Source organism: Bdellovibrio sp. (genome assembly GCF_047637665.1).
GTDB lineage: Bacteria > Bdellovibrionota > Bdellovibrionia > Bdellovibrionales > Bdellovibrionaceae > Bdellovibrio.
The window spans coordinates 106,541-132,066 of record NZ_JBLJBT010000019.1 but is presented as its reverse complement, the minus strand read 5'-3'; the positions used below and the strand labels follow the sequence as shown (position 1 = coordinate 132,066).

The 25,526-nt window shown below is 46.4% G+C and carries 23 protein-coding genes; 14 read left to right on the top strand and 9 right to left on the bottom strand.

Annotated elements, in window-relative coordinates; translation table 11 throughout:
• Together ACM64D_RS06085 and ACM64D_RS06080 are read left to right on the top strand one after the other, a co-directional pair.
• On the top strand, positions 1 to 2,304 hold the full coding sequence (locus tag ACM64D_RS06085) for an ATP-binding protein (RefSeq protein WP_415062304.1): 2,304 nt from the start codon (positions 1 to 3) through the stop codon (positions 2,302 to 2,304).
• Between the two features lie 102 nt (positions 2,305 to 2,406).
• A complete protein-coding gene (locus ACM64D_RS06080) occupies positions 2,407 to 3,000 on the top strand; it encodes a hypothetical protein (RefSeq protein ID WP_415062303.1) in 594 nt (197 codons plus the stop codon).
• Between the two features lie 29 nt (positions 3,001 to 3,029).
• Here the strand turns inward: ACM64D_RS06080 and alaS are convergent, their stop codons facing one another.
• From alaS to ACM64D_RS06065, 3 genes are read right to left on the bottom strand one after another with little or no spacing between them, the layout of a single operon-like run.
• Positions 3,030 to 5,753: an alanine--tRNA ligase gene (alaS, locus tag ACM64D_RS06075; protein WP_415062302.1), complete on the bottom strand. Its 2,724-nt coding sequence runs from the start codon at positions 5,751 to 5,753 to the stop codon at positions 3,030 to 3,032.
• Positions 5,740 to 6,204, bottom strand: a complete 465-nt coding sequence (locus tag ACM64D_RS06070) for a regulatory protein RecX (RefSeq protein ID WP_415062301.1) — start codon at positions 6,202 to 6,204, stop codon at positions 5,740 to 5,742. Before ACM64D_RS06070 ends, alaS begins: the two co-directional genes overlap by 14 nt.
• 11 nt (positions 6,205 to 6,215) lie before the next feature.
• Positions 6,216 to 7,370, bottom strand: coding sequence for a metallophosphoesterase (locus ACM64D_RS06065; RefSeq protein WP_415062300.1), 1,155 nt, complete (start codon positions 7,368 to 7,370; stop codon positions 6,216 to 6,218).
• 106 nt (positions 7,371 to 7,476) lie between these two features.
• Here ACM64D_RS06065 and ACM64D_RS06060 point away from each other — a divergent pair, with 106 nt between their 5' ends.
• Positions 7,477 to 9,165 (top strand): AMP-binding protein, encoded by a 1,689-nt coding sequence (locus ACM64D_RS06060; protein ID WP_415062299.1) that lies wholly within the window; start codon positions 7,477 to 7,479, stop codon positions 9,163 to 9,165.
• On the opposite strand, the gene trpS is transcribed toward ACM64D_RS06060, so the two are convergent.
• Complete coding sequence (gene trpS, locus ACM64D_RS06055; RefSeq protein WP_415062298.1) at positions 9,162 to 10,160, bottom strand: tryptophan--tRNA ligase; 999 nt, start codon at positions 10,158 to 10,160, stop codon at positions 9,162 to 9,164. The two genes, ACM64D_RS06060 and trpS, sit on opposite strands and share 4 nt — an antisense overlap.
• 115 nt (positions 10,161 to 10,275) lie before the next feature.
• On the opposite strand from trpS, the gene ACM64D_RS06050 reads away from it, so the two are divergent.
• From ACM64D_RS06050 to recA, 3 genes are all read left to right on the top strand, one after another.
• Positions 10,276 to 10,755 carry a phosphatidylglycerophosphatase A gene (locus ACM64D_RS06050; RefSeq protein ID WP_415062297.1) on the top strand — a complete coding sequence of 160 codons (480 nt, stop codon included), beginning with the start codon at positions 10,276 to 10,278 and terminating at the stop codon, positions 10,753 to 10,755.
• Positions 10,756 to 11,241 carry a CinA family protein gene (locus ACM64D_RS06045; protein WP_415062296.1) on the top strand — a complete coding sequence of 162 codons (486 nt, stop codon included), beginning with the start codon at positions 10,756 to 10,758 and terminating at the stop codon, positions 11,239 to 11,241.
• Between the two features lie 65 nt (positions 11,242 to 11,306).
• Positions 11,307 to 12,437, top strand: a complete 1,131-nt coding sequence (gene recA, locus ACM64D_RS06040) for a recombinase RecA (protein ID WP_415062295.1) — start codon at positions 11,307 to 11,309, stop codon at positions 12,435 to 12,437.
• Positions 12,438 to 12,658: 221 nt separating this feature from the next.
• Here the strand turns inward: recA and ACM64D_RS06035 are convergent, their stop codons facing one another.
• Complete coding sequence (locus ACM64D_RS06035; RefSeq protein ID WP_415062294.1) at positions 12,659 to 13,204, bottom strand: fasciclin domain-containing protein; 546 nt, start codon at positions 13,202 to 13,204, stop codon at positions 12,659 to 12,661.
• 21 nt (positions 13,205 to 13,225) lie between these two features.
• Positions 13,226 to 13,681 (bottom strand): c-type cytochrome, encoded by a 456-nt coding sequence (locus tag ACM64D_RS06030; protein ID WP_415062293.1) that lies wholly within the window; start codon positions 13,679 to 13,681, stop codon positions 13,226 to 13,228.
• Positions 13,682 to 13,798: 117 nt separating this feature from the next.
• On the opposite strand from ACM64D_RS06030, the gene nosZ reads away from it, so the two are divergent.
• Genes nosZ through ACM64D_RS06000 form a run of 6 tightly spaced genes read left to right on the top strand, consistent with a single transcriptional unit; the run spans position 13,799 to position 19,523 of the window.
• Entirely contained in the window at positions 13,799 to 15,766 is a 1,968-nt protein-coding gene (gene nosZ / locus ACM64D_RS06025) for a Sec-dependent nitrous-oxide reductase (protein WP_415062292.1), read from the top strand.
• Positions 15,767 to 15,821: 55 nt separating this feature from the next.
• On the top strand, positions 15,822 to 16,391 hold the full coding sequence (locus ACM64D_RS06020; protein WP_415062291.1) for a hypothetical protein: 570 nt from the start codon (positions 15,822 to 15,824) through the stop codon (positions 16,389 to 16,391).
• 7 nt (positions 16,392 to 16,398) lie between these two features.
• On the top strand, positions 16,399 to 16,800 hold the full coding sequence (locus ACM64D_RS06015; protein ID WP_415062290.1) for a hypothetical protein: 402 nt from the start codon (positions 16,399 to 16,401) through the stop codon (positions 16,798 to 16,800).
• Entirely contained in the window at positions 16,797 to 18,047 is a 1,251-nt protein-coding gene (gene nosD / locus ACM64D_RS06010; protein ID WP_415062289.1) for a nitrous oxide reductase family maturation protein NosD, read from the top strand. Before ACM64D_RS06015 ends, nosD begins: the two co-directional genes overlap by 4 nt.
• On the top strand, positions 18,044 to 18,760 hold the full coding sequence (locus tag ACM64D_RS06005; protein ID WP_415062288.1) for an ABC transporter ATP-binding protein: 717 nt from the start codon (positions 18,044 to 18,046) through the stop codon (positions 18,758 to 18,760). The genes nosD and ACM64D_RS06005 overlap by 4 nt, the downstream gene beginning before the upstream one ends.
• Positions 18,747 to 19,523, top strand: a complete 777-nt coding sequence (locus ACM64D_RS06000) for an ABC transporter permease subunit (protein WP_415062287.1) — start codon at positions 18,747 to 18,749, stop codon at positions 19,521 to 19,523. Before ACM64D_RS06005 ends, ACM64D_RS06000 begins: the two co-directional genes overlap by 14 nt.
• A gap of 10 nt (positions 19,524 to 19,533) precedes the next feature.
• On the opposite strand, the gene ACM64D_RS05995 is transcribed toward ACM64D_RS06000, so the two are convergent.
• From ACM64D_RS05995 to ACM64D_RS05985, 3 genes are all read right to left on the bottom strand, one after another.
• Entirely contained in the window at positions 19,534 to 20,493 is a 960-nt protein-coding gene (locus ACM64D_RS05995; protein WP_415062286.1) for a hypothetical protein, read from the bottom strand.
• Positions 20,494 to 20,499: 6 nt separating this feature from the next.
• Positions 20,500 to 21,303, bottom strand: a complete 804-nt coding sequence (locus ACM64D_RS05990; protein ID WP_415062285.1) for a hypothetical protein — start codon at positions 21,301 to 21,303, stop codon at positions 20,500 to 20,502.
• Between the two features lie 169 nt (positions 21,304 to 21,472).
• Positions 21,473 to 21,964 carry a glutathione peroxidase gene (locus ACM64D_RS05985; RefSeq protein WP_415062284.1) on the bottom strand — a complete coding sequence of 164 codons (492 nt, stop codon included), beginning with the start codon at positions 21,962 to 21,964 and terminating at the stop codon, positions 21,473 to 21,475.
• A gap of 370 nt (positions 21,965 to 22,334) precedes the next feature.
• On the opposite strand from ACM64D_RS05985, the gene ACM64D_RS05980 reads away from it, so the two are divergent.
• Positions 22,335 to 23,798: a hypothetical protein gene (locus tag ACM64D_RS05980; protein WP_415062283.1), complete on the top strand. Its 1,464-nt coding sequence runs from the start codon at positions 22,335 to 22,337 to the stop codon at positions 23,796 to 23,798.
• Positions 23,799 to 23,893: 95 nt separating this feature from the next.
• Positions 23,894 to 25,477, top strand: a complete 1,584-nt coding sequence (locus ACM64D_RS05975; RefSeq protein WP_415062282.1) for a hypothetical protein — start codon at positions 23,894 to 23,896, stop codon at positions 25,475 to 25,477.
• Positions 25,478 to 25,526 lie beyond the last annotated feature (49 nt).

The following is a 25,526-nucleotide window of genomic DNA, read 5'->3' as shown; positions in this document are numbered from 1 at the left end:
ATGAAAAAGAAGATAACCCTTGTACACCTTTTTTTAATAAATCAACTGGTGACGACCCTCATCTTGCTTTTGGTTATTGGGGTCTATGGGACGCATCTTTTTATTTCTGAACAGCGGGCAATCAAGGAAAGGATGGACCCTGCATTGGACCGCGAGGTCGAACGTCTTAATAATGATCTGACAATTTTAGAGGCCAACGTCTTAAGGCTTAAAGGTGTGGTGGATCTTTTTGAAGTGATGCCACCTCGTATGAGACTTGAGAAGTTTCGAAGTTTTGCTTCGACGGCCATCGCTCCTCACTCGACCCAGTACAATTCTTATTTTGCATTGGGGCCTCGTTTATCAGAAAAATTCTTTGGAAAAAAATCCTACGTTTTTGTGGTCTTCCGTGATCATTCCTTGCTAGGGACACCGAAATACAATGATCCAAGAAGCTTTGTGGCGGAAGTATTTCCTAGCTCCAGCTATATGGAAGACAAAGAGGCCAGTTGGTGGCACATGAATGAAGGACGTCCTGGAGTGAACTTTTCTGACTTTTATTTTGATAAAGGTTATATGGAGAAGGTCATGTTCAGTACGACCAGCGGGATCTATGATGGCGAAAGGCTCGAGGCCGTTGTCGGAATTGATACATTGGCCGGCGATATCGCTCAGCGTTTGGGGGCTTTTCGGTTAGGGCAAACGGGTGGGGTCATGATTGTGGATGCTCACGGTCGTCCGGTCCTGCCATTAATCTCTCGAGACCAGCCGTTAATTAATTATAAATATCAAAAAGCTCTTACCACCGACGAGTTCAGCCATATGCCAAAGATCTCTGAAAAGATCTTTAGTGTTCAAGGACAGAAGCTTCAGGATTTCAAAGGGGCTGACGGAAAAATCTATATTACTCTGGCAAAACCAATCAAAGGACGCCCCTGGAATATGGTGGTCTTTCAGGAAAAGACAGAGGCTTATTCTGGATTGTACTTTCGCCTTTTCTTTTTTGGTTTTATCGCCTTGCTAGTGTACTTTGCCCTGACATTGATGGTTTGGATGACGGGAAAGTACGCGGTTTTCCAGGATAAAGAAGTTTTAGAGGAGCTGCGACAGTCGCGCGATAAGGCCGAGGCTGCGACTCGGGCGAAGTCCTTTTTTCTCTCTACGATGAGTCACGAGATTCGAACACCCCTGAATGCCATGTTGGGTTCCTCAGAGCTACTATCTGAGACAGCTTTAAATAGTGAACAGAAGGAGTTGTTGGGATCCTTGCAGAGTGCTGGCGAAACTCTTTTAAGTATGCTCAACAACATTCTTGATTTTTCCAAGTTTGAGTCGGGACGAATGCAACTGGAAAGCCGAGAGTTCTTGCTCAGCGATCTCGTTCGTGAAGTTGAGGCGCTTATTGTGACGGGCGTTTTTAGAAAAGGACTGCATTTTTCCTTCAAGGGGCCCGAACAAGATCGCTGGGTGGTCGGAGACTCGTTAAGACTAAAACAAGTCCTTATGAATCTTTTGGGGAATGCCGTTAAATTTACGGATCGTGGCAGTATAGTTCTTTCCATTCAGCCTTTACCCAGCAAAGATCCTGGATATGAATGTTTTCTATTTGAGGTCAAAGACACTGGGATTGGGATTGCTCAAGAAAATTTGAAAAAGATATTTGATGAGTTCGGCCAAGAAGACTCCTCTGTGACTCGTCGTTTTGGGGGGACTGGTCTGGGGTTGAGCATATCCCAAAAGATCGTTTCTATGATGGGCGGGGATCTTCAGTGTGAGAGTCAGCAATTTTTGGGCTCGCGATTTTATTTTTCTATTCAGATGCCAAGTCGAAAGGCTGAGGACTGGGCTGTTCGCTGGAGTCCGCTCAGCCCCTTGCTCTCGACTGCATCTGGAGATGCAAAGGTGAATCGTACCGAGGGGCGACGACGGGTTCTGATTGTTGATGACATGGAAGAGAATCACACGCTGCTGCGGGCTTATATGAAGAATTTGGACTATGTCGAAGTTCATTCGGCATTCAACGGTTATGAGTGTCTGGAGAAATGGGACTCCTGCCAATATGATTTGATATTTATGGATGTGCAAATGCCGCGGATGTCGGGATTGGATACAATTCGTCGATTGCGTGAGATCGAGGCAATACAAGGACGGAAGCGAACGCCGGTCATCGTGGTTTCGGCCAATAGTTTTATGGAAGATATCGAAAAGAGCACTAAGGCGGGGGCTGATGAGCATTGTGGCAAGCCGATTCGCAAAAAGACGGTCATGGAACTCATTCAGAAATACTGTGTCCGCGAGGGTGAAAGTGTCTCTGCAAAATCCTAATACACAGTTAAGTTTCTAACATCTTATCCCGATATTACGAAGGTCTGAGGGCGGAATGCTTTTTGCCTCTAGTCAGTATGAGACGTGAAATTAGGGGGAAATGTGAATAGAGGTTTGGCAGTTGTCGGTGGTTTGTGTCTCGTTTTGGGATTTCAGAACTGCACACAGAGTTCTTTGAGCGGTGGTGACAGTGCTGTGGGTGATGTCGCCGTTTCATTGCCGTCTTCAGCAAATTCTCCCTCTGCGGAAAGTGCTGATTTATCTTCGATGACCGCCAAGGTCACTTATGTCGAGATTCCTAATATTGTCGATGACGTCGAGGGTTTACAAAAGACCTCATCGCGAAACAGTTATCGTCTGGTTGTTTCAATACAAACGGGAGTCATTCAGTTGATGGATGATGCCAATGAGAGTTTGCAAACGCGTTGTTTGGATGCCGCAAGTTTGCAGGAACTTAAAACTATTTTGAGCGGATCTAGTGTCTGCGCTAAATCAGTGCCCGATGATGTGATGTGCGCTATGAGATTTAAACCAAGCTATGCGGCTTTATATGCCAATGAAAATAGAATCAAATTAGGAGAAGAGCAGGATTCTTGTGGCCGAGGTCATAAAGACCTGTGCGGTGGTGTCGCCACGGTCTTTCAGTCTTACATAGATCATCTTCGCCAACACTGGACTGAAATGAACTGTGAATAAGGGGCACAGATCTGCGCCCCCTCTATTTTTTAAATTCCTAAAAGAGATTTCACTTTGCTAAAGGCTTCTGGAAGGCTCGCGCGATTGGGCGCAGCTCCCTGTGCGAAATCAGGGCGTCCACCGCCTTTACCTCCCATCAGACCTGCGACTTCCTTCAAAAGGTCTCCGGCTTTTGTTTCCCCAGAGATTTCTTTTGAAACGCTTACAATGATGGGATGAGAACCTTCGCCTTGACCGACGACGACGACGATACCGCTTTGAATTTTATTCTTCAAATGATCAGTGACTTCTGCCAAGACTTGTCGATCATCCAAAGCAAGATCCGCCAATACAAGTTTCGCAGATGAACCGGCTTTGGTTTTAAAGCTCAAAGCTTTTGCCGCAAGATCGTCGACATTGATCTGTCCCCCTTGCAACTTCTTCATCTCTTTTTCCATCAGTTTGATTTGCTCTTTAAGAGTCTCCACACGATGAGCCAGGGTCGCTGTTTCACCCGTGGTTTCGAGATGTTTAAGATAGTGAGGGCTCTTTTGGAATCCCGCTGTTGCCAGGGCCTCGTCAAGATGTTGAATGGAGTTCATCGCATAACGAACGGCTCCGTCCCCAGTGATGGCTTCGACCCGGCGAACGCCCGAGCTGACGCCAGCTTCAGAAATAATCTTGAAGAGACGGATCTGGGATGTGTTCTTCACATGAGTACCTCCGCAAAGTTCGCATGAGAAATCTCCCATGGTCAGAACACGTACCTGGTCACCGTATTTCTCTCCGAAAAGAGCCATCGCTCCTTTTGCGCTAGCCTCTTTCGGGCTCATGATCTCGACCTTCACGTCATGAGCCTCGGCAATTTGTTCATTCACAAGATCTTCGATTTGCTTAACTTCTTCCGAACTTAATGGCTTGTTATGAGTGAAGTCAAAACGGGTCTTTTGTGAATCCACCAAAGATCCGGCCTGAGTCACATGAGTTCCCAAAACCTTACGCAATGCCGAGTGCAATAGATGAGTGGCCGAGTGGTTGCTCATGGTGTTGCGGCGCTCGAAAGAACTCACTGTCGTTTCAACATGGGCACCGATAGTGAAGCTGTCATGCTCAACTTCAACGTGATGAAGAATAATATCATCAATCTTTGTCGTATTAATGACTTTCGCGCGACCCGTGCCGGCCATGATATATCCTACGTCACCAGCCTGTCCTCCGCCTTCGCCATAGAAGGATGTTTTATCCAAAATCATGACGCCGGTTTCACCGCTCTTAAGAGTGGTGACGGTCGTGTGACCATTTGAAAGCGCAGTCACCTTGCCTTTGCCCGCCGTGCCTTCGTAGCCGACAAAAGTGACAGTTTTTCCTGATGCAGAATAGTCTTTGGCAAACTTAATCAGATGCTGTTCGTCAGCATCCAACGCTTTCCCTTTCCAAGAGGCTTTGGACTTCGCGCGGTTGGCTTCCATTTCCTTTTCAAAGGCTGCCTCATTCACTTCAATGCCGTTTTCGTTGGCGATCACGCGAGTCAGATCCGCAGGGAAGCCATACGTGTCGTACATTTTGAAAACCACTTCGCCCGAAAGCTCTTTAAGGCCTTTCGCTTTCGTACGCTGGAGCTCATCCATCAAAATATTTGTTCCATTATCGAGTGTGCTGATAAAACGATCTTCTTCGTCACGAATCGTGTTCAAGATATGGTCGCGACGTTCCCTGAGCTCCGGATAGACCGCGCCCATGCTTTCAATCAACGCTTCCGCCATACCCGGCAAGAAAGACTGATCGGCAGAAAGTTTACGCCCATAACGAATGGCTCGTCTCATGATACGACGAAGAACATAACCACGCCCCTCATTCGAAGGTAAAGCCCCATCAGCGATTAAGAACGAAGAAGAACGGCAGTGGTCTGCCAGAACACGAAGAGCAGAGGTGCGCTCCATGATGTCTTTGTTCTTGGTAAGAACCTCTTTGTCGGTGATGTACTCAAGATTGCCGATTTTGCAGGCTCGCTCAATCATGGGCATGAATAAATCTGTATCGTAATTGTTGAACTTTCCCTGCATCGCCGCGACCACGCGCTCAAGGCCTGAACCGGTATCAACCGAAGGTTTGGGAAGTGGAGTCAGTGTTCCAGGAGGGTTTTCAAAGTATTGCATGAAAACCAGATTCCAGATTTCCACGAAACGATCTTCCCCTGCGGCAATCCCCTTGTAGGGATCTGCGATCGTACCGGCTTTAGGGCCGTGATCATAGAAGATCTCTGTACAAGGACCGCAAGGACCGGTGTCACCCATTTTCCAGAAGTTGTCTTGGTCAAAGCGGAAGATGCGATCTTTGGGGATGCCTTCTTGGGTGTGCCAGATCTCGGCAGCTTCATCGTCGGAGATATGAACAGTCACATAAAGTTTTTCTTTGGGAATCGCGAGTTCTTTTGTCAAAAACTCCCACGCAAAGTGAATGGCGTCCTTTTTGAAATAGTCGCCAAAAGAAAAATTTCCCAACATTTCAAAGAACGTGTGGTGACGAGCTGTGAATCCAACGTTTTCAAGGTCGTTGTGTTTACCACCTGCACGCACACACTTTTGAACGGTGACCGCGCGGGAGTAGTCTCTTTTCTCAAGACCCAAGAAGGTGTTTTTAAATTGATTCATTCCCGCATTGGCAAAAAGCAAGGTGGGATCATTTTCGGGAATCAAGGAAGAAGACGGCACATGGCGGTGTCCTTGTTTCTCAAAATATTTAACAAAGGCGTTTCTGATCTCAGAGCTTTTCATATAGAACCTTTCTTACGGTCTCAGAATCAAATCCCCGGGAGGCAAGAAAACGACCAACCTTGGCTTTTTCTTCCCGGGAGAACTTATAATCTTCATCATACTTATTTTTGACAATTGAAAGAGCCTTTTCAAGCTCCAAGTCTCGATCCGTTTCAACGGAGGGCAAACCCTTTTCGCGCAGGTAGTTGTTGATGTAATGGATGCCCTTGTTGCGTCGGTGAAGCATGTCAGCCATACGATGGGCGAGGTCTTGTGGATCCCCCAGCCAGTTGTTGTCTTTGGCAAAATCAATCGCTTCGTCAACAAGGTCCCCGAGGGAATCCTCGTCAGAGAACTTTTCGCGTAATTTCGTGCGCAATTCTTTCTCGGAATGATCTCGACGAGCCAGAAGGTCCATGACCTTTTTTTTAGCGGCTTGTCGGGTTTTAAGGGGATCTTTCTCTCGAGACATGAGAAAGATTATTACTCTGTTTTTGAGTCCTTGCGAAGAACAATTTCGGTCAGCTCACAATAAGTTCCTAAGCGCACTTGTGGCCCCCAGTAACCGGTCCCTTGATTGACATAGAGCCGCATATTTCCCAAACGATAAAGGCCTTTAGAGTATCTTTCAAAAAACACGATCAGCCAGTTCCAGGGGAAAAACTGCCCTCCATGTGTGTGCCCGGAAAGCTGGAGGTCGATTCCCAGCTTTTGAACCTTCGAGGCCAGCGAGGGTTGATGAGAAAGCAGAATCTTAAAACTTTTTTCATCCAAGGAGCGTTGAAGTCGGGGCAGGTCGGGACCTTCATGTTGAAAGTGGTGTCCTGCGGGATCGGGAATGCCCGCCACCTGCAAAAGGGAGGAATCCACGGTGACGTTGGCGACCTGATTGATCAAAACCTGAAATCCGATATCACGAAAGGCTTGCATGCTTTTCGCGGCATCCCAGTAGTACTCGTGGTTTCCGGGGACATAGTAGATTCCGTGAGGGGCGCGAAGATTTTTAAGCAGAGTCAGTTCGGTTTGATGTTTTTCCACGAAGTTATCCAGAATATCTCCAGTGAAGACAACCAAGTCTGGTTTGATTTCATGAATGCGATCGACAAGCTTTTTTACGAACGAGACAGGTAAAGTGGTGCCAATATGAAGATCGCTGACGTGGACGATCTTAAGTCCCTCCAGACCCTGCGGCAGATTTTCAAAGTGCAAAGGGACTTTTTTTAGACGAGGCCCGACTTGGACAACAAAATTTCCCAGCGCCATAAAAAGTACCGGCAGTCCCAGCAAGGCTGCGGTCGCCTGCGAGCTGTAAAGATTCTCGACGGAGGTTAAGGGTATGAAGCTTTCGACAAAGGCGACAATATCCCGGAGGATAACAAAGCTGACCAAAAAATTAATATAGGCCATTCCCAGCAAAGCGCCATTCAACAGACGGTCCCGCCAAGGTCTGTGATCGAGATGCTTTTCTTTCCAGAAAAACAAAAAGGACCCGATGACCATGGAAAAAAGCAGCGCCAAAAAGGCAATAACAAGGGTTTGTCCCCTCCAGGTGAAATCCGCAAAGCGCGTCAACTGATGAGAGACATAGACAAAAATAATCAGAATAAGAGTGCTGGCAATGGTCCGAAATAAACCCATCTTAAGGTTTTAACATGTCTGTCTGTCCTTGCACAGCCCATTGTAAAAACACAGATCGGTGTCGAGGTGATTCGGTGCTAGCCTTAAAGAGTTTTGGGAGGTTCGTATGAGTTTTCGCAGTGACTTTGAACAGGCGAGGGATTTTCTAATTCTGCACCGATCCGACTACAACTACACCTATAGTCACTTCCAATGGCCCCAATTTACGGAATTCAATTGGGCTCTTGATTATTTTGACCCCATGGCAGACGGAAACACGAGTACGGCTCTTTGGATTGTCAGTGAGTTGGGAGATGAAAAGAAATACTCATTTCAGGAACTCTCCAAGCGTTCAAACCAGGTTGCCAATTTTTTGAAAAACCAAGGGGTGCAGAAAGGGGACTCCGTCTTTCTGCTGATAGAAAATGATGTTGCTCTGTGGGAGTTGATGCTGGGAGCAATGAAAGTAGGGGCGGTTTTGATTCCGAACAGTCCCCTGTTGTCTCAACAGGAGTTCAAGGATCGTTTGGATCGCGAGAAGGTGAAACTTATTGCGACCACTAAGAAACACGCCGAAAAGTTTGATCTTGGCGCGTCCAGCGTGCTGGGTCTTTTGGTGGATGGCGAAGCGTCGGGATGGACTTCTTATGAAAGATGTTTTCAAGAAAGCACTTTTTTTGAGCCCACGATCAAAACCAAAGCAACAGATCCGTTGGTGCGTTACTTCACGTCGACCAGCTCGGTGAAACCACGAATTGTGGAGCACTCTTACGGGGGATTTCCCGTCGGTCATCTTTCAACAATGTATTGGATCGGACTTCGCCCTGGGGATGTACACTTAGGGATTAACTCAACCGGATGGGCGATGCATGACTGGAACAATTTTATTGCTCCTTGGAATGCAGAGGCGACGATATTTATTTATAAACAAGAACGCTTCAACGCCAAGATGATTCTGGATGTGCTGAGCGAGTACAAGATCACGACATTCTGTGCGCCTCCGACAGTATGGCGACTTCTTACGATGGAAGATCTTTCTTCTTTTCAGGTGCATTTGCGCGAAGCCGTGAGCACGGGAGAGGCACTCAGTGCCGAGATTATTTCAAAAGTTTATGGGGCTTGGAGAATCTTCGTGCGCGACGGTTATGGCCAGACCGAGACATCAACTTTGATCGGAATTCCTCCGGATGAAAAAGGCAGCTTTGGCACCATGGGAAAGGCGCTTCCCGGTTTTAAAATCACTCTGTTGGATAATGAAAATAAAGAGTCAGACGCTGGCGAGGTTTGCGTGAATCTCAAAGATCATCCTTGGGGAGTCATGTCGGGCCTGGATAGCTCCTTGGAATACTATCGAACCGGGGATTCCGCTTACCTTGATGATGCTGGCAATTATACTTTTGCAGAACGCCTGGATGGATTGTTTAAGTCTTCAGACTATCGGATCAGTCCTCATGAATTGGAGTTTGTTTTAAAGGAGTTTCCGTCCGTCAGGGAGGTGGTGGTTATTCCCAGTCCTGAGGCCATTCGAGAAGCTGTTCCTAAGGCTTTGATCGCTTTGGTCAAGGGCACCGAGCCGACCAAAGAGTTGGCTTTGGACATCATGCACTTTGCACGTCTGCGTTTGTCTCCATTTAAGCGCATTCGCCGCGTGGAATTTATGGAGATTCCCAAAAACACTGCGGGAGAAGTCTTGCGTTCAGAGCTGGTGAGTATGGAAAAGGCCAAACGCATGGCCGGCGAAAAATCGTCTTACGAGTTTTGGGAAGAGGACTCGAAGATCACTTTGAGTGAAACCTGGGCTCAGGAACTTCCTTAGAAGGTCCCGACGCCCATGATGCTTTTCATTTCCGTCACGGTGGTGGCGACCACTTGGCGCGCTTCTTCAGAGCCTTTGCGACACAAGCGTAGAACTTCTCCTTTGTCTTTGGCGAATTCACTGCGCCGCGCGCGAATAGGGGCTATGACCTCTTCAAGAACCTGAGTGAGTCGCTGTTTGAGGGCCCCATCTCCCAAGCCGCCTCGTTGGTAGTGGTCTTTGAGTCTTAGAACCTCTTTAGTGTCAGGATCAAATGCGTCGAGAAAAGTGAAGACGACATTTCCTTCAACCTGTCCCGGGTCGTCAATGTGTAGATGATGGGGATCTGTGTACATCTTTTGAACTTTCTTTTTTATTTGCTCATAGGACTCAGACAGTTGAATCGAGTTACCCAGGGATTTGCTCATCTTTGCTTTGCCGTCAATTCCGGGCAGTCGACCATAGTGGCCTCCGAGGGCTTTTACTTTTTTGAAAAACTCTTTTTGATAAAGATGATTGAATCTTTGGGCAATTTCATTGGTTTGTTCGATCATGGGGTTTTGATCGTCTCCGACGGGAACAAGGTCGGCGTGAAAACACAAAATATCGGCAGCTTGGCTGACGGGGTAAGTGAGGAATCCCGCTGGCAGATTTTTTTCAAAATTTTTCTGAGCGATTTCTGATTTGACGGTGGGGTTGCGTTCGAGGCGGGCGACTGTGACCAAATTTAGGAAATAGAACGTGGCCTCAAAGAGTTCTGGGATCATGGATTGAACGAAGATTGTGCTGAGAGTGGGATCAATGCCCACGGCGAGATAGTCGAGGGCAACCTCCAGAATATTTTCGCGAATCATCTGGGGATCCTTAAAGTTGTCCGTCATGGCCTGGGCATCGGCGATAATAAGATACTGTTTGTGAGTTTCTTGCAGGATCACGCGATTTTTGAGTGAGCCGATATAGTGGCCTAAGTGCAAGGGGCCGGTAGGACGGTCGCCGGTAAGAATGATGGGTTTCACATTGCAAGTATATCAAAATTTGAAACAAAGAACAGGGGTCTAGACTATGGACATATTGTCTGACGCTCATCATTCTGCGTTGCAATGCAAAAAGGTACGGCGTACCTCCTAGGGTATGCGGAAATTTTTGATTCAGTTGGCTACTCTTTTTGGTGTGGGGCGCTTTCCGAAAGGGCCGGGAACTGTTGCGACGATGGTGACAATTCCGTTGGTTGTTCTTTTGTGGGAGCTGGGGCCTTTGGTGTACATGGGGGCGATTGTTTTGCTGCTCCCGGTCGGAATTATAGCTTGCGAATTTTATGAGCAGGAAAAGGGTGGGCACGATCACAAAGAGATCGTAATTGATGAGGTTTTAGGTTTTCTCATTACCATGGTGTGGTTGCCTTTGACGTGGCAGGCCATTCTAATTGGCTTTGTCCTTTTTAGAGTACTGGACATTACAAAGCCTTTATTCATAGGATATTTAGATAAGAAGATCCAAGGAGGTCTTGGAGTGATGGTGGACGATGTGGCCGCGGGGATAATTGCGAGTCTCATCATGCAAGTTCTCTACACTCAAACCAATTGGTTGGGCTCTCAGGTGTTGGTACCGTAAATGGCACTGAACAACGAAAAGCTTCAAGAACTCATTCGATCCCTTCGCGACCAAAAACTCACTGTGAGTTTTGCGGAAAGTTGTACTGGAGGTGCACTTTCGGCTTTTATGACAGAGCAGCCTGGCGTTTCCGACATCTTTTTAGGCTCTGTGGTTTCTTACTCTAACGAGGCGAAGGTGGATCTTCTGGGGGTCCGTCGAGACACTCTCATGCAAGAGGGTGCGGTGAGCGAAGCGGTCGCTCGTCAAATGGCGCACGGAGTGCGTCGACAGCTTAAAACTGAATGGTCTGTGGCAATCACAGGTATTGCAGGTCCGAGTGGTGGAACACCCACGAAGCCTGTAGGCACTGTGTGCTTTGCCATCGCTGGACCAAACTTTGAAAGCTCGCGAAAAGAGTTCTTTTCGGGAGATCGCAAAGCCATCCAGCAGACATCCGTCGACTATGCAGTGGCTTGGCTGGTTCAGATTCTCGACAGGAAATAAAAGAGGCCCAGGCCTAAAATTAACATTCAAAGAATCGTGGCGGTGGCTACGAGAAGGGAACACAGATGGCAAATGCTACTGTAGACAGCAAAGCAAACAGCGAAAAATCCAAAGCCCTCGAGTTGGCGGTTTCTACTATTGAGAAACAATTCGGGAAAGGCTCTATCATGCGTTTGGGCGCCAACGACAGTCTTGTGAAAGACGTTGAAGCGATCAGCACCGGAGCTTTGAGCTTGGATATCGCTTTGGGTATTGGTGGACTTCCTAAAGGTCGTATCGTTGAAATTTACGGTCCTGAATCTTCTGGTAAAACGACCATCGCTCTTTCTGTTATCGCTCAAGCTCAGAAAAAAGGCGGCGTGGTTGCGTTCGTCGATGCGGAACACGCTTTGGATATTAACTATGCTCGTAAGTTGGGTGTAAACACAGAAGATCTTTTGATCTCTCAACCAGACACAGGCGAACAAGCTTTGGAAATCACCGAGACTCTGGTTCGCTCTGGCGCGATTGACGTTTTGGTTGTCGACTCTGTGGCGGCATTGGTTCCTCGTGCAGAGATTGAAGGCGATATGGGCGACTCTCACGTGGGTCTTCAAGCTCGTTTGATGTCTCAAGCTCTTCGTAAGTTGACGGCGGCCATCAACCGTTCCAACACATTGGTGATCTTTATCAACCAAATCCGTATGAAAATCGGTGTGATGTTTGGAAATCCTGAAACAACAACAGGTGGAAATGCTTTGAAGTTCTATTCTTCTGTTCGTTTGGATGTTCGTCGCGTGGGCGCAATTAAAAACGGAGAAGATGTGACTGGAAACCGTACTGCGGTGAAAGTTGTGAAAAACAAAATGGCTCCTCCTTTCACAAAGGTTGAGTTTGATTTGATGTACGGCGAAGGAATCTCTGAAGAGGGTGACCTTCTTGATTTGGCGGTGACTGCGAACATGGTTGAAAAATCAGGTGCGTGGTTCTCAATCAATGGCGAGCGCATGGGACAAGGTCGTGATCAGGCGAAGAATTTCTTGAAAGATCATCCTGAATACATGACTGAACTTCGTAAGAAGATCTTGGCGGCGAATGGGATCGGCAAACTTTTGTTGGACGCCAACAACCCTGAGAATGCGGAACACATGAACGATGAGCCACCGGTAGAGGCTGAAGAAGCAGCTCCGAAGAAGGCGAAAAAAGGAAAACACTAATCTTTTTTAGTTCGAGTTTAGTAAAACCCCGCTCTGGAAACAGGCGGGGTTTTTTGTTTTTTAGAAGTCGATCACCCGCAGCATTATATTGGAGCCAATGTAATGCCGAGGAGAGTTGAAAAAATAAAAGATTAAAAAAAACCCACAACGTTTCCGCTGTGGGTTTGGGGACAACAAAAGAGGATGAGTCGAGGCAGCCTCTTTTCTTAAAGCACGTTCAATTACTTCTTCTTAGGAAGAAGAATGCCATCAATGATATGGATCATGCCGTTTGCCGCAGGAACGGACGCAATGATCAAAGCATCATCAACGTAGACTTTTCCGTCTTTTCTGTGAATTGTGACATCGTTCAAATCAACTTGATTCAGAACTCGTCCGTCTGTTAGGTCAGCCTCTTTTAAGATTCCAACGAAGACGTGGTGTTGAAGGATATCGGCCAAAGCTTCTTTTTTCTCCGGTTTGAGAAGACCTTCCACTGTACCAGCGGGAAGTTTGTCAAAGGCTCCGTTGACAGGCGCGAACACAGTAAACGGACCAGGATTCGCTAAAACGTCAACCAACTCTGCGGCTTGAAGTGCTTTTACCAAAGTTGTGTGATCCTTAGAGCCCACTGCGATCTGAACGACATTCTTTTGAGAAACATCGTCAACCACGGCGGCTTGTCCAGGAACTGGAGCAGAGCCAGAACCACCAGAAGAAGCTTCCTCTTTCTTAGTACAACCATTCATCAAAGCTGCAATCACCAATAAGCCAACTATCTTTTTCATTTTATAATTCCTTCTTTCTATCTATTTTTTGTCAATGCTTCTGAAGTACTCAAGAATCGCTCTAGCTTCATCCTGAGTTACGTTTTGAAATGTCATTTGCGTCATGTATTCACCCAAAAGCTCCTGCGCGACAGGATCTTTTTGAGTCATTTCCTGAGGATTGAGAATCATATTCATGATCCACTCAGGTTTTCTTCTCTCAGTGACACCTTTAATTGCTGGGCCAACATAGCGTTCATCCACCTTGTGACAGGCTGCGCATTTCGCTGCGAATAGATCGTGACCATTCTTCACGAGATCTGCTTTAAGTTCAGCCTCCAGAGTAACTGAAGATACTGGACCAACGCCTATATCTCCACCGCCGGTTGTTGCTGTCGCTGCTGCTGGGGGCGTTGAGGTCGTCGCTGCCTCCTCTTTTTTTGTGCAACCTGCGACTGCAGACAGGATGATGAGAGCCGTAATAATAATTTTCTGCATAATTTTCTCCTTATGACGAAAACAGAATATATTAATGGGCACCCAAAATAAGTGATCCAAATCATGTTATGACACAAAGATTTATGGCAGCCTTGAAAAAAAACGAAAGGAAGGGCCATGAAAATTAACAACAACACTATGGTCACTATCGGAATCGGCATTGGCCTCGCAGCTTCTCTGTTTGCATGTACGCCAAAGAAATCCTCTAACTCAGGGGGAGCGGCAATCAGTAAGAACGCAGCGGAAAAGGTCTATGTTGCTCCAGGTAAGCACGACGAATTTTACGCATTTCTCTCTGGAGGATTCAGTGGACAGCTTGCTGTTTACGGACTTCCATCGGGTCGACTCCTCAGAGTCATCCCTGTTTACTCTGTGAATCCAGAAAACGGTTATGGATTTACGGAAGAAACTAAAAAAATGCTTAACACCAGCCATGGATTCGTCCCTTGGGATGACTCTCACCATCCTCAGTTGTCTTTGACTGATGGTAAAGTGGATGGCCGTTATGCCTATATCAATGCCAACAATACTCCTCGTATTGCGAAGATTGATTTGAAGACTTTCAAGACAACGGAAATCATCGAGGTTCCAAACTCTGGTGGTAACCACGGTTCTCCATATTTGACTGAGAACACAGAGTACCTCATTGCATCGACTCGTTTCTCTATCCCTCTTCCGAACAAGGATGTGGCGCTAGATAAAATGAAGGAAGAAGTAAAAGGGACAATCTCTTTCATTAAGTTCGGTAAAGACGAAAAAATGGAAGTGGCTTTCCAACTTTTGGTTCCAGGCATCGACTATGACTTGGCCTCTTGTGGTAAAGGCATGTCGCATGGCTATTGCTTCCTGACTTCTTACAACTCTGAAAAAGCTTCGACTCTTATTGAGATCAACGCTTCTAAGAACGATAAGGACTTGTTGGCTATCGTAAACTGGAAAAAAGCAGAAGAGTGTGTGGCAGCAGGCAAGGCGAAGACTGTTGACGGTCGTCACGTGCACAACGAGTTGAACGAAAGCACTCACACTGTCACTTCAGCGACAATCGACAAAGTAAAGATGTTGGATGTTAGAGATTGTGAAGGCGCATTGTACTATGCTCCAGTAGCAAAATCTCCTCACGGTGCTGACGTTGATCCTTCCGGTCAATACATCATCGCGGGTGGTAAACTTGCGGCTCAGATCACTGCTTATGACTTCAACAAAATCGTTAAAGCGATCCAAGACAAAAAGTTCACTGGTGACTACGATGGCGTGAAAGTCCTCGACTATGAATCTGTTTTGGCTGGTGAAGTGAAGAAGCCTTGTTTGGGGCCTTTGCACACAGAGTTTGACGGTAAGGGCAATGCCTATACTTCATGTTTCGTAAGTTCTGAAGTTGTTAAGTGGAAGCTTGGCACTTGGGAAGTCGTCGATCGTATGCCGACTTACTATTCTTTGGGTCATATCATGATTCCTGGAAGTGGATCTAAACAACCTTGGGGTAAATATCTTTTGGCGATGAACAAAATCACCAAAGACAGATATCTGCCTGTAGGACCTGAGTTGCCTCAGTCTGCTCAGTTGATCGATATTTCTGGCGAGAAGATGGAAATGCTTTTGGATTTCCCAACTGTGGGTGAACCGCACTACGCTGTTGCTTTGGAAGCAAATTTGATCAAAGACAAAGTTAAAAAGATTTATACTCTTGAAGAGAATAAACATCCATTTGTGGCTAAGTCTGAAAAAGAAGCTCGCGTTGTTAGAGAAGGAAACGTGGTTCACGTTTACGGTACTGCGATCCGTTCTCACTTCATGCCTGACAATATCGAAGGTATCAAAGTGGGTGACACTGTGTACTTCCACATCACCAATCTTGAGCAAGACTGGGATATCGCGCATGGATTCTCTATCATCGGTGCGAACACTTCAGAACTTCTGTTGATGCCAGGAGAGACAAATACATTTAAGTGGGAGCCTTCTAAACCAGGCGTTTACCCATTCTATTGTACTGACTTCTGCTCGGCACTCCACCAAGAGATGCAGGGATATATCCGCGTGTCAGCGGGTGGCTCATCAACTCCGCTAAAATTCAATCAAGGAAAATAAACGGAGAAGCAGAGGGGGTCGGTGAAAATCGGCCCCTTCGAATTTAGAGGTATATATGAGTAATAAAATAATTCGAATTATTCTTCTTGGCAGTATGATTTTGCTGGGCTTAACGATGGTGTTGCCTCTTTGGGATATCGCGATTTTTGCTCCTCAATACCCTGAAGGTTTGAGTTTGCAGATTTGGTTGAGCAAGATCTCCGGCGATCTCAACAACATTAATATTCTGAACCACTATGTGGGCATGAAGGTGATTTCTCCTTCGGATATTCCAGAGTTGGTTTACTTCCCGAAGCTGATTATGGGAATCTTAGCTATTGGTGCTTTGGCGGTCGCGTGGCCTCATATCATCAGCGTGGGCCTTTATTTCCTTAGTTTCTCGGCATTTTCATTATTTGCTCTGTATGACTTTTGGAAATGGGAATACGACTATGGGCACAACCTAAGTCCCGATGCCCCGATTAAAGTTCCAGGGATGTCGTATCAACCACCTCTCTTTGGCAGTGAGACATTGCTGAATATTTCGATTTACTCTTACCCGGCGGTAGGAGGATGGCTTATGATGGTATCTTTCCTTGCCGTGGCCTATATTCTATACGTCAAGGCTAGAGAATTGTGGAGATAAGATCGTTATGAAAACCTGGCTTCGAGCTCTCGGTGTTGTGCTCTTTTCCTTTATGTTTTTGTTTGGTTGTACTGAGCAAAAGGTTGAAGAAATTCACTATGGAAAAGATTACTGTGATCACTGCAAGATGCAGATTACGGATAAACGCTATGGGGGTGCGATTCTAACGACAGAGGGAAGAACTTTAAAGTTTGATTCCATTGAATGCTTGGCAGAGTCGAAACATTCATTGAAAGATCACGTTAAAGAAGTGTACTTCGTCGACTTTGAAAGCTCGCAGTTGCTTCCTCAAAGTAAGATCCAGCTCTATAAAAATGAGAGTATGCATGGTCCCATGGGAACCCGCATCCAAGGCTACTCAAAAGAAATGAGTTTGCCAAAAACGAATCTTGATGAGATCGGGCGATGATTAAAATCGCCCTTATCATCTCTATTCTGAGTTTTTTCAATACGGCCTTCGCTGACAATCGCACGATGGAAGTCTGCGATCAATGTCAGTTTAAGACGATCAAGGCGGCCCTTGAAAAGACGCAGAATGGAGATGTGGTTTTAGTAAAGTCCGGAGATTATAAAGAAGAAACTCTGGAGATCACCAAAAGCATCAGTCTTATTGGTGAACAGGGTGCAACCATTCATCATCTTGGGGATGGTGATACCATCGCGGTCCATGCGCCGAATACGACGATCAAAGGCTTAAAAATTATCGGTTCGGGAAAAAGCACTTATCATGATTTTTCATCGATAAAGATTTCGAACACCTCAGGGTGTATTATTGCTGAAAACGAGATTTTGGATTCTCAATACGGCGTTATGATCGCCAACTCAAATAATTGTATCGTGAGTGGCAATAAGATTTTGACGACGTCCATCCCCGTGGACTTATTGGGTGACGGTATTCATCTGTGGAAGACGTCTGATTCGAAAATCATGAAGAACACCGTCCATGGACATCGTGATGGAATCTATCTTGAGTTTGCGCAAATCGGAGAGATCTTCGATAACACAATCACGGGGAATCATCGCTACGGACTGCATTTCATGTTTTCCAATGATAACGCCTTTCGCAATAACACGTTTAGCAAGAATGACGCGGGCGTGGCTGTTATGTACTCAAAAAGAATCAAAATGCTAAATAATGAGTATGCGGACAACCGGGGGGCGGCTTCTTTTGGCCTTCTTCTTAAAGACATCACAGATTCTGAAATCGCAGAAAATGAGTTCTTAAGAAATACAGTGGCGATCTTTATGGAAGGTTCGAATAGAAACAATTTCTATTCCAATCGCTTTGATAAGAATGGTTGGGCGATCCGACTGCTCAGCTCTTGTGACAGTAATGTCTTTCAAGGGAATGCATTTTTGGATAACACTCTTGAGGTGGCGACGAACTCTCAATTGAATCTGAATACATTTAAACAAAACTATTGGGCTCAGCATAAAAATGTCGACTTAAATCAAGATGGCATTGCGGATTTGCCCTATCAGCCGACCAGCTTTTCTTCCTATCTTTTGGAAAAATACAATATAAGTATTCTCCTTATCGGCACACCTGTTTTGAAGTTATTGGACTGGGCAGAACAGATGTTTCCGGCTCTTTCTCCTGTGAGTCTTCGGGATCAAGAGCCGCTTATGAAACACTCATCTGGGAGCATGAAATGATAGAAATTATTGACCTCAGTAAATCCTACGGAGAAAAAACAGTCTTAAACAAGCTCAATGCGAAGTTTGAAGAAGGAATGATTCATGGCATTCTGGGCCCGAATGGATGTGGTAAGACGACTTTAATAAAATCAATGTTGGGGCTTGTGCATATTCAAAGTGGAGAGGTTCTACTGGATGGTGTTCCTCTGAAAAGCTGTCGTGAAAAGGTCTCTTGGTTGCCTCAGCACCCCGAAGCCCCACGCAATACCACGCCTCAAGAGCTTTTTGATTTTATCGAAGATCTGCGCGGGGACAAGGCCACTTTTAAGGACTCGTTGATCCGGGAATTTGAATTTACCAAGGAATTGGGGAAACCCCTTAAAGCTCTTTCTGGCGGAAACTTTCAAAAGTGTTTTTTGATTGCGACTTTGATGTTTGATGTTCCTCTGATTATTCTGGATGAGCCGACAGTGGGGTTAGATCCGGTGGCCGCCGCTCGTTTTAAGAAGATCTTAGCGGAGAGATCCAAAAAGACAACGATTCTTCTGATTTCCCATATCACCAGTGAGATTGAACAGCTTTCTGATAAGGTCCATTTCCTTTTAGAGGGGCAATGGGCTTACAGTGGTCACGTAAAAGATCTTGAGAATCAAACGGGTTTTGAAGATTTTGAAAGCTCTATTGTCCATGTCTTGTCTCAAAGAAAAGAGGCTTTCAATGAAAAAGTTTAATACTCTTTTTAAATATGAGTCGATGGCATTAGCAAAAAGTCGTTGGTTGTGGATCTATCTTATCGCGTTTAATCTGATCCTTTTCTCGCTTCGTTATTTCAGCAATGATCCTCAGCAGCTTTTCGTTAGCACCATGAACTCCGTTTTGTTCTTTCACTCTATTGGATTGCTTCTTTTTTCTACGTTGTCTTGGCAGAACAATTCAGAGTTTATTTCGTTGATTCTGACTCAGCCGATAGAACGAAAGACTGTTTTTTTGGCACGACTTTCTTCGTTTTGCTTATGCATAGGAATATCAACGGGCCTTTCTCTTATCTTACAGATGGGCGCCTCCTTGCACTTAAATGAAAGTATTCGTCTTCTTGCCAGTCAGACTGTCATTGAGATTATTTTTACAGGAATTGGTTTTCTGTTGGCCATTCAGATTCAGGATCGCTTAAAAGCCATGGCGATTGCTGCGGCGGTGATCTTGTTATTCTGTCTTGTTTTGGATGGTTTGAATCTTTGGATCATCATTAACTATTCGGCCTATCCCTTGGAAAAACTCATTTTGGGTTTGAGTTCTTTGAATCCATTGGCTCTTTTGAAATACCAGAATCTGGCGAATGATGAGAGTTCTCTTTGGATTGGCTATGCGGGGCTTTTATTAAGAAGAGCTTGGGAAACCGGTTTCATCAAAGCGGTTAGCAGTTTGGCGCTGTTGTTGTGGATTTTGACGCCGATTTCGGTAGCGTGGCTGAGATTTAAGCGCAAAGATTTCTAGGCACTGATCCTTAAGACGCCTCGAGAGCCTGTTGAATTTTGATTCTTATAATCTGACTTTCAGCCTCCGTGGGAGGCTCTCCCCATTTTTTAATGAAATCTTCAAGGGCGCTTTTGTAGGCAATTTCGATTTGCTCTTTTTTGATCTGCGCAGCGGACGACTCGACGGTCTTTTGGGTTTGTTGAAGTTGTTGAATAACCTCTTGCACCTGACGTTCGTGAATGGCTTGAATTTCATGGTATCCATGGTGGGCATTCACGATCAGCAGCACGCCAAAGATAACAGGGGCATAGATCTTTCGGAAGGTGTTGTAAGCATCAATCTTGGTTTGCGCTTTGAGGGTTAGGCGGACTTCCTCGGAATGGTTGGTAAATCCATCACGCATCACCTTGAACATCAAGTCGGGTGGGATCTCTTTGTCTTTAAGGCCGGGAAGATTCCAGGGGATGCGGGCCCATTGAACAATTTTACTGTTCTGGATGATCCAAATGCGATCGACCATTTTGCGGAAGAGGCTGACGGTGTGAGGATCATGACTTTGCCCCCAGGTTTGCAGAAGACCGTCTTTAAGAATCTTTTCTTTGATGATGAGAACTGCAGATTCCTCGAGGCGCGCGTCTTTACTTTCAAAGAGCCAACGATCGACGGTATTTTTTGAACCAAAAAGGACCGTACCAAGTTCGATAGCATATCTTTCGACGGCTTTTTCAGAGGGAAAGGTTTGAATCTCAATATCACTGACAAGTTTGCGCAATTTTCTTTTGCGCATCCAGGAGAAGTCTTTACTGAACTCTTCAAAAGAAGAGCCTTTTAAAAGAAACTTTTCGTGAGTTGCATCAAGCTGTTGAATGATGTCGTTGATTGTCGGTAAAAAGACGGACTCGCATCGCAAAGTCGAGGCCTCTGCAACCCAAGTGGTGCAGAGGATGACGGCCAACAGTAGTGAAGCGATACGAGTCATTAAATTCATGTTATTCTATTCCAACGCCACAGCGGCTGAAAGAAGAGAGCGACGTGTGTTTTCAATTTCCTTGAGAACAAGTTCCGCGTCTGCATCAGACAATCCGCCGACAATTTGACCGATGTTTCCGGCACTCATGATCAACGGTCCGATTAGGACGGCTTTAGATTGACGTTGTGTGACGCCGTAAACGGTGATCGCCGCACCCGCAGCTTGAGTGATCTGAGCGATCAACTTATTTTTAGATATAGAAGCGTCTTTTTCAGAATATGTCGTGAGTGTCTTTCTGACCTCTTTGAGAGAGCCATCCAGTTGCTTGAGAAGAGCCACGGTGGCCTTATCGGACGTCGCAGAAAGAGCCCCTTGGACTTCGGCTTCAGCGCCGTTCAGTTTTTCTGTGAGATCCTTAAGATCTGAATCGGGTTTTGCCTTTTCGCCCGCAGCACTGAGACCGCTTGATGAAGCGGACGTCAAAACAGCCGCCGCACCAGCAAAAAAGCCGAGGATCCCGGAGCTGCTTCCCCCTCTTGAACTGAAAGAAAATCCGGCAATTGCGGAAAGTCCTAAACCGACGGCGGCACCAGCGATGGCGGAGCCATTCAGGATGCGTCCACTGCTGTCTCTTTTCTCAATATTTTCTTTTGCCGCGATCAGTGCTTGATCCAGCGCTAAGAGATCTTTTTTTACGGCCATAATGTTTTGTTTGGCTGCACGAATTTGCTCGTCGCCAATTCCGGCGGTTCGATCCGTTTGTGCAATAGCCATACTTTGCATGCTTAGCGCGCCGGCAAGGGTCAGCGATAAAAATTTGAATGACATGAATTTCTCTCCTTTTTTGAAAGAAAAGGAGCAAGGCGGGTGCCAGTCTATGAACCGATGAGATGGAATAAGCGGTCTATTGAGGCGTTGGGATTCTTGGGATGCCGTACTTCGCGAGTGTCTGTCAACGATTTGTACGGGCATCACCGTGTTTCAATTTGAGACGGTCTTATGATTTCGCAAGAGCTTTTTGAATATCCTCAATCATACTTTTGGGTTCATCTTGAGGAGCATAACGTTTGATCACTTGACCATCGCGGCCGACTAGAAATTTTGTGAAGTTCCATTTGATCATCTCAGTTCCCAAGACTCCGGGGGCGGCTTCTTTGAGCCATTTATAGATGGGATCGGCTTGCTCTCCATTGACTTCGACTTTGGCCATGACAGGGAACTGCACACCATAGTTGAGTTCGCAAAACTGCTGGATCTCAGAGTCACTGCCTGGCTCTTGCGCTCCAAATTGGTTGCAGGGAAAGCCGATGATAGAGAATCCTTGATCTTTGAATTTTTCAAACAGCTCTTCGAGCCCTTTATATTGGGGCGTGAAACCGCATTTGCTGGCGACGTTTACAACTAAGACCACTTGTCCTCGGTATTTCTCAAGGGAGACGGGTGAGCCGCTCGCATTTTTTACAGAAAAGGAATAAAGGTTTTTATCCATAACAGCTCCTTGGTGGATGTCTTTGCTGTGCTTGTATGATCTAAAAGAAACGCCCCTTTGTCATGGGGCTAATTCTTTGGTCCTGCGCGGTGAATCTCAATTTGAGATTTATTAAAATATGAGAAGAATTTGTGAGTATCTCAAGGATTCTAGTCGAAGAGCCGATAATCTAGACATGGGGATGATAAGGAATTTTCGGTACATTCTCGGTTTACAGGGGCGCTCTTGGTTGTTCTGGAGCGTCTTCTGCTTTTCTCTCCCTGTTCATGCTGGACCTTGGGTTGGTACATCCTATTGTACTCCTCCCTTTCAGGAATGTTTAAAGTCAAATCCCGGCAGTCCTCTCTGCGGACAGGAATATGAAAAATGCATGAAGAGTTCTGGGGGCGTCATTGAGCGAAGTGATGGAACATTCACTCAGATGTATCATCCCGATAATTCACAATTTAAAAAATGCCAAGCTCAAGGACTGACCAGCGGAACTCGGGCTTTTGATAATTGTATGAAGGGGAGCTCCTCCAGTATAGCGAATACGACAGCAACGACAGCGACAAATACATCAGCGGGCACCTCAAGCGACAGTTCTCCCCCTGCGGCTCCCGCCTCTGAAGAACCAGCAACGGCGCGAACAAGTGAGGACTCTCAAGAAGCACTGGCTTGCCAAGGGCAATTTGGAAACCTCATTGAGAGATGTCAGCAGGAGTCTCAGGCGGCGATTTCCAACTGTGATGAAAAGAATGATGGCGGAATGAATTCTGTTGCGAGCACGGCCTCCCAGGTGGCCTTGTTGATGGGACAACAAACCTCTTCGAGTATTACGGCCGCCTGTTCTAAGATGGCGGATTTAAGCCAAGCGGCGAACGCCGCCTTAGCAGCCTATCGTTTGAATTGTCGGTCGGCGCAAGAATCTTGCTTGAGTTCTTGCGAGCAAGCCAAGACCTTTATTATTGAAAGGGCGGCGACGTGTTTTCCGGATCTGAGCGGAGGACAACTGACCGTGGCGATGTCTAGTTATCATTCTTCGATTGATGGAAACTTGAATTCTTGTCGTTCATTGGAATCTAAGATTAACGAAGCTCAACAAGCGATTCAGAACTACGGCTCTACGTTGGCAAATGCTTCTCAATGTGCGGCGCTGACTTCTGGAGATCCATCTCGCTCTGTTGCCGAACTATGCAAGGCCACGCCAAGCTATCCAGGCTGCAACCCCGCAGCTCCCGTGGATTGTTCTAAACCTGAATATGCAACAACTAACAAGATTTGTATCTGCTCTAAGAATCCTCATGATCCTTCATGCGCTGTTTTGCAAAAAGCAGGCGGCGATTCTTTGGGAGGAAGTATAGATTCCTCCTCAAGGCTTGCCAATTCTGGCGGAGAGTTTCAAGGGGATATCCCGGGCCTTCCTTCTGTGGCCCCCGGAATTCCGGGAGGGGGAAGTGGGAGTTCAATTGATGGTCATCAAGGCGGAGCTCCTCTGGGAGGAAGCGAGGGTGGGGGAGGCGGAGTGGCCCATCTTGCCAAAGCGAATGAAAGTGTTGGTGATAAATTCTCAGGAGATAATTCGGGATTTTATGGAGGCGGTGGAGGCCGTTACTATGGCAATGGATCCTCGGCCGGTGAGGCCAGCGGCAGCGAGGGTTCATATCGTGGGTCCCAAAGTGCCAAAGGTGAAGACGGACCAGACTTGAAAAAGTTTTTACCCGGAGGACAGTTTGATCCCAAACGAGGAGTGTCGGGTTTTGGTGGCCCTGATGGAATCACCGGACCCCATTCTAATATTTGGCAGAAGATTCAGAATCGATATAGGGCTGTGAGTCCGACTTTGATTCCTTAGTGTTTCAGATTGAGACGAAGATGTAAGAGAAGACGTATATATTTTAGTAGGAACGTATTTTTAAGTATTCTCGTATTTAGTCCGATACGCGGGCTATGGGGAATCTTTCTATTTTTGTAATTCTATTATTCTTTTCGGCGAGTTCTTGGGCGCAGATGTCCAATAATGAAATTATTTGTCGAAACAAGATTGCCAATAACGGGAAGTCTTATGATGACTTCAGTGATGCTCAAAGAAATGCGGACTTCAACGCTTGCATGAGAAGTCTTTCTAAGTCAGCAACTCCAAAGGTAAAAAGACCCGCTGCCCCGACGAGTTCGGCAACAAACTCCCCGAGTGCTTCTGCTAGCCCATCGTCGGCGCCCGCAGAACCAAATGAGTGCAATAATCAGTGCTTTGGCGAACAATGTGTTCGCCATCAAGATGGAGCCTACAGGTGTCTAGAGGAGACTCCCCCTTCACGGGAAGAGTCTCCAGCGAGTGAAGGATCAACACAAGGTTCTGAAAGTTGTTTGTCTGAGTTTACCTCGCTAATAAATAGATGCGAACAAGAGGCTGTGGAGGCAACCGCCAGTTGTGATGAGAAGAATGATGCGGGAATGAATAACGTTGCTGGGACTGCTTCTCAAATTGCCTTGATGATGGGACAGCAAACGGCTTCAAGTATTCAGGCCGCCTGTTCTAAGATGGCGGATCTTTCTCAAGCGGCGAATGCGGCCTTAGCGGCCTATCGAATGAATTGTAAAAATGCGCAAGAGGCCTGTTTGTCTGCCTGTGATCAGGCCAAAAAATTTACTTCAGAAAAGGCGTCGGCCTGTTATCCTCATTTGAGTAGTGAAGAACTAAGCAACGCCATGTCTCATTATCAGCAGGTCTTTGATAAGAACATCAACACGTGTCGTTCCTTAGAGACAAAAATCAATGAGGCTCAACAGGCGATTCAAAACTATGGTGTCACCACGGCCAATGCGTCTCAGTGTTCGGCATTGACCTCCGGGGATTCGGCAGTCACTGAACTTTGCAAAGCCAATCCAAAATATCCTGGATGTAGCCCGGCGGCCCCTGTGGATTGTTCAAAACCTGAGGTTGCAACAACCAACAAAGTTTGTATTTGTTCTAAGAACCCCCACGATCCCGCCTGTTCGGTTTCGCAAAAAGCAGGAGGCGATAATCTTATGGGGAGTATTGATTCCTCATCTCGATTGGGTAATAAGGCCGATGGCTCTGATATGAGCGGAGATCTTTTTGGAACTCCTTCGATCAGCCATGGCACACCAAGCTCTGGCGGCGGAGACTCGATTGACGGAAGTCAAGGTGGAGGCTCTGTCGGTGGCGGCGGTGGCGGCTCTGGCGGAGGTCCTGCCGCAGCAGGAGGAGGGATTGCCAGTGAAGATTCTGCCGGTGTGAATGGTGGATTTTATGGTGGTGGTGGCGGTCGACTTTTTGGTGGTGGCTCTGGTGGTGAAGGCGGTGCGGCTGGTGGCTACGGGGGGCGCTTGGCAAAAGGCACAATCCCCGGCGGGCTGGATCTGAAAAAGTTTTTACCCGGAGGACAGTTTGATCCCAAACGAGGAGTGTCGGGTTTTGGTGGCCCTGATGGAATCACCGGACCCCATTCTAATATTTGGCAGAAGATTCAGAATCGTTATCAAGTTATGAGTCCAACTTTGCTTCCTTAGTGTCTCAAAGTGACTCAAAATTGTAATTTCATAAAGTAGTCTCGCCAAA

Excerpts from the sequence above, each read along its gene's own strand:
- ACM64D_RS06085 (WP_415062304.1), top strand. The coding sequence starts at position 1 with ATGAAAAAGAAGATAACCCTTGTACACCTTTTTTTAATAAATCAACTG.
- alaS (WP_415062302.1), bottom strand. The coding sequence starts at position 5,753 with ATGAAAAGCTCTGAGATCAGAAACGCCTTTGTTAAATATTTTGAGAAA.
- ACM64D_RS06070 (WP_415062301.1), bottom strand. The coding sequence starts at position 6,204 with ATGTCTCGAGAGAAAGATCCCCTTAAAACCCGACAAGCCGCTAAAAAA.
- ACM64D_RS06065 (WP_415062300.1), bottom strand. The coding sequence starts at position 7,370 with ATGGGTTTATTTCGGACCATTGCCAGCACTCTTATTCTGATTATTTTT.
- ACM64D_RS06060 (WP_415062299.1), top strand. The coding sequence starts at position 7,477 with ATGAGTTTTCGCAGTGACTTTGAACAGGCGAGGGATTTTCTAATTCTG.
- ACM64D_RS06050 (WP_415062297.1), top strand. The coding sequence starts at position 10,276 with ATGCGGAAATTTTTGATTCAGTTGGCTACTCTTTTTGGTGTGGGGCGC.
- ACM64D_RS06045 (WP_415062296.1), top strand. The coding sequence starts at position 10,756 with ATGGCACTGAACAACGAAAAGCTTCAAGAACTCATTCGATCCCTTCGC.
- recA (WP_415062295.1), top strand. The coding sequence starts at position 11,307 with ATGGCAAATGCTACTGTAGACAGCAAAGCAAACAGCGAAAAATCCAAA.
- ACM64D_RS06035 (WP_415062294.1), bottom strand. The coding sequence starts at position 13,204 with ATGAAAAAGATAGTTGGCTTATTGGTGATTGCAGCTTTGATGAATGGT.
- ACM64D_RS06030 (WP_415062293.1), bottom strand. The coding sequence starts at position 13,681 with ATGCAGAAAATTATTATTACGGCTCTCATCATCCTGTCTGCAGTCGCA.
- nosZ (WP_415062292.1), top strand. The coding sequence starts at position 13,799 with ATGAAAATTAACAACAACACTATGGTCACTATCGGAATCGGCATTGGC.
- ACM64D_RS06020 (WP_415062291.1), top strand. The coding sequence starts at position 15,822 with ATGAGTAATAAAATAATTCGAATTATTCTTCTTGGCAGTATGATTTTG.
- ACM64D_RS06015 (WP_415062290.1), top strand. The coding sequence starts at position 16,399 with ATGAAAACCTGGCTTCGAGCTCTCGGTGTTGTGCTCTTTTCCTTTATG.
- nosD (WP_415062289.1), top strand. The coding sequence starts at position 16,797 with ATGATTAAAATCGCCCTTATCATCTCTATTCTGAGTTTTTTCAATACG.
- ACM64D_RS06005 (WP_415062288.1), top strand. The coding sequence starts at position 18,044 with ATGATAGAAATTATTGACCTCAGTAAATCCTACGGAGAAAAAACAGTC.
- ACM64D_RS06000 (WP_415062287.1), top strand. The coding sequence starts at position 18,747 with ATGAAAAAGTTTAATACTCTTTTTAAATATGAGTCGATGGCATTAGCA.
- ACM64D_RS05995 (WP_415062286.1), bottom strand. The coding sequence starts at position 20,493 with ATGAATTTAATGACTCGTATCGCTTCACTACTGTTGGCCGTCATCCTC.
- ACM64D_RS05990 (WP_415062285.1), bottom strand. The coding sequence starts at position 21,303 with ATGTCATTCAAATTTTTATCGCTGACCCTTGCCGGCGCGCTAAGCATG.
- ACM64D_RS05985 (WP_415062284.1), bottom strand. The coding sequence starts at position 21,964 with ATGGATAAAAACCTTTATTCCTTTTCTGTAAAAAATGCGAGCGGCTCA.
- ACM64D_RS05980 (WP_415062283.1), top strand. The coding sequence starts at position 22,335 with ATGAAGAGTTCTGGGGGCGTCATTGAGCGAAGTGATGGAACATTCACT.
- ACM64D_RS05975 (WP_415062282.1), top strand. The coding sequence starts at position 23,894 with ATGGGGAATCTTTCTATTTTTGTAATTCTATTATTCTTTTCGGCGAGT.